The 1,453-nt window shown below is 64.7% G+C and carries 1 protein-coding gene and 1 pseudogene; both read left to right on the forward strand.

Annotated features, from left to right (window positions below; genetic code table 11):
- Positions 1 to 20 precede the first annotated feature (20 nt).
- Positions 21 to 314, forward strand: a complete 294-nt coding sequence (locus tag ADL25_RS09900) for a DUF6507 family protein (RefSeq protein WP_234380804.1) — start codon at positions 21 to 23, stop codon at positions 312 to 314.
- Positions 311 to 1,453: pseudogene (locus ADL25_RS09905) on the forward strand (protein phosphatase); the annotation flags it as partial. The gene ADL25_RS09900 and the pseudogene ADL25_RS09905, both read left to right, overlap by 4 nt.

Below are 1,453 nucleotides of genomic sequence, written 5' to 3' on the forward strand. Positions count from 1 at the left end.
CGTATCGGGGGTTTTGTTGCTTGTGGGCGGATTACACGGCTCCGGGGGCGGAGCGGTTGTTGGCGGCGCCGAGGTCGGTGGCCGAGCCGGCGGAGGGGTTCGCGGGGGGTCTGGTGGCGTTGGCGTTGTCGCAGTATGCGGAGCATGCGACGAAGGATTTGCAGTACATCGCGTTGCGTGCGGGGAAGTCGTTGCAGGGTGCGGTGGATGCGACGACGGCGTATTTGCGGGGGGATGAGGAGATGGCGGCGGAGGCGCAGCGCAAGGCGTTGGGGGAGCCGCGGGTTGATGTGCCGGGGGTGGGTGGGGCGTGATCGATCCTGGGCAGATTCCGCAGTTCACGGGTGATCTGGCGCAGTTGGAGAAGGACTGTGGTGATCTGAGGTCGGATGCGTCGCGTGTGCGGTCGACGGGCCGGGATGTGCATGCGGGGTTTCAGGGGTTGTCGGCGTATTACACGGCTCCGGAGGCGGAGCGGTTGTTCGCGACGACGAAGCCGGTGGCCGAGCGGGCGGAGGGGTTCGCGGGCGATCTGGAGACGGTGTCGTCGGCGTTGTCGTCGTATGCGGTGGAGATCCGGCCGTTGGTGGCGAGGCTGGAGCAGTTGAAGGTTGATGCGACGGCGTTCGTGGATTCCGTCCGGGGTGATGACGACTGGGAGTATGACGGGGACAAGGTCGATCATCACAATCGGATCCGTGATGATGTGACGGCGGCGGTGGCGGCGTTCTGGGCGGCGGAGCGGACGTGTCACAACAAGATCACTGCGTTGTTCGGTGGGACGCAGATGGTGGCGGGGGATGGTTCGGAGCGTAAGGACCAGTACGGGTTCAATGCCGAGGACATGAAGGACGCGAAGCTTCCCTGGGGTGACCCGGTGGAGGAGCGGCATCACTGGTATGAGGTCGGCCATTGGGTGAAGTCCTTTGTGTGGGACGGGCTGATCGTGGATGGTGTGTGGGGGACGATCAAGGGTCTGGGCACGCTGGTGGGTTTTGGTGGCTGGGAGGCGATGGGTCAGGCGTGGAAGGGTCTGGCGCAGTTGGCGACCGGTTTGGTGATTTCGTCGATGCCGGGTGCGGGGGCGTTGTTCTGGGCGTTGCCGGATGACAAGTTGCCGTCGTGGTTGCGTGATTCGCGTACGGCGATGAAGGAGACGGGTAAGGCGTTGGTGGCGTGGGACGAGTGGGGGAAGAATCCTGCTCGTGCTGCGGGTGCGGTGACGTTCAATGTGTTGACGACGGTGTTCACGGGTGGTGCGGGTGGTGCGGCGTCGGGTGCGGGTAAGGCGGGTGCGGTAGCGAAGGCGTTGTCGTTGGCGGGCAAGGCGGGCAAGGTCATCGATCCGATGACGTACATCGCCAAGGGTGCGGGTGCGGGTCTGTCGAAGATCGGGGACATCAGCAAGGCGCTGAAGGGCGTCGGCAACATCGAGATCCCCAAACTCCCCGAC

Source organism: Streptomyces sp. NRRL F-5122 (genome assembly GCF_001507435.1).
GTDB lineage: Bacteria > Actinomycetota > Actinomycetes > Streptomycetales > Streptomycetaceae > Streptomyces > Streptomyces lannensis.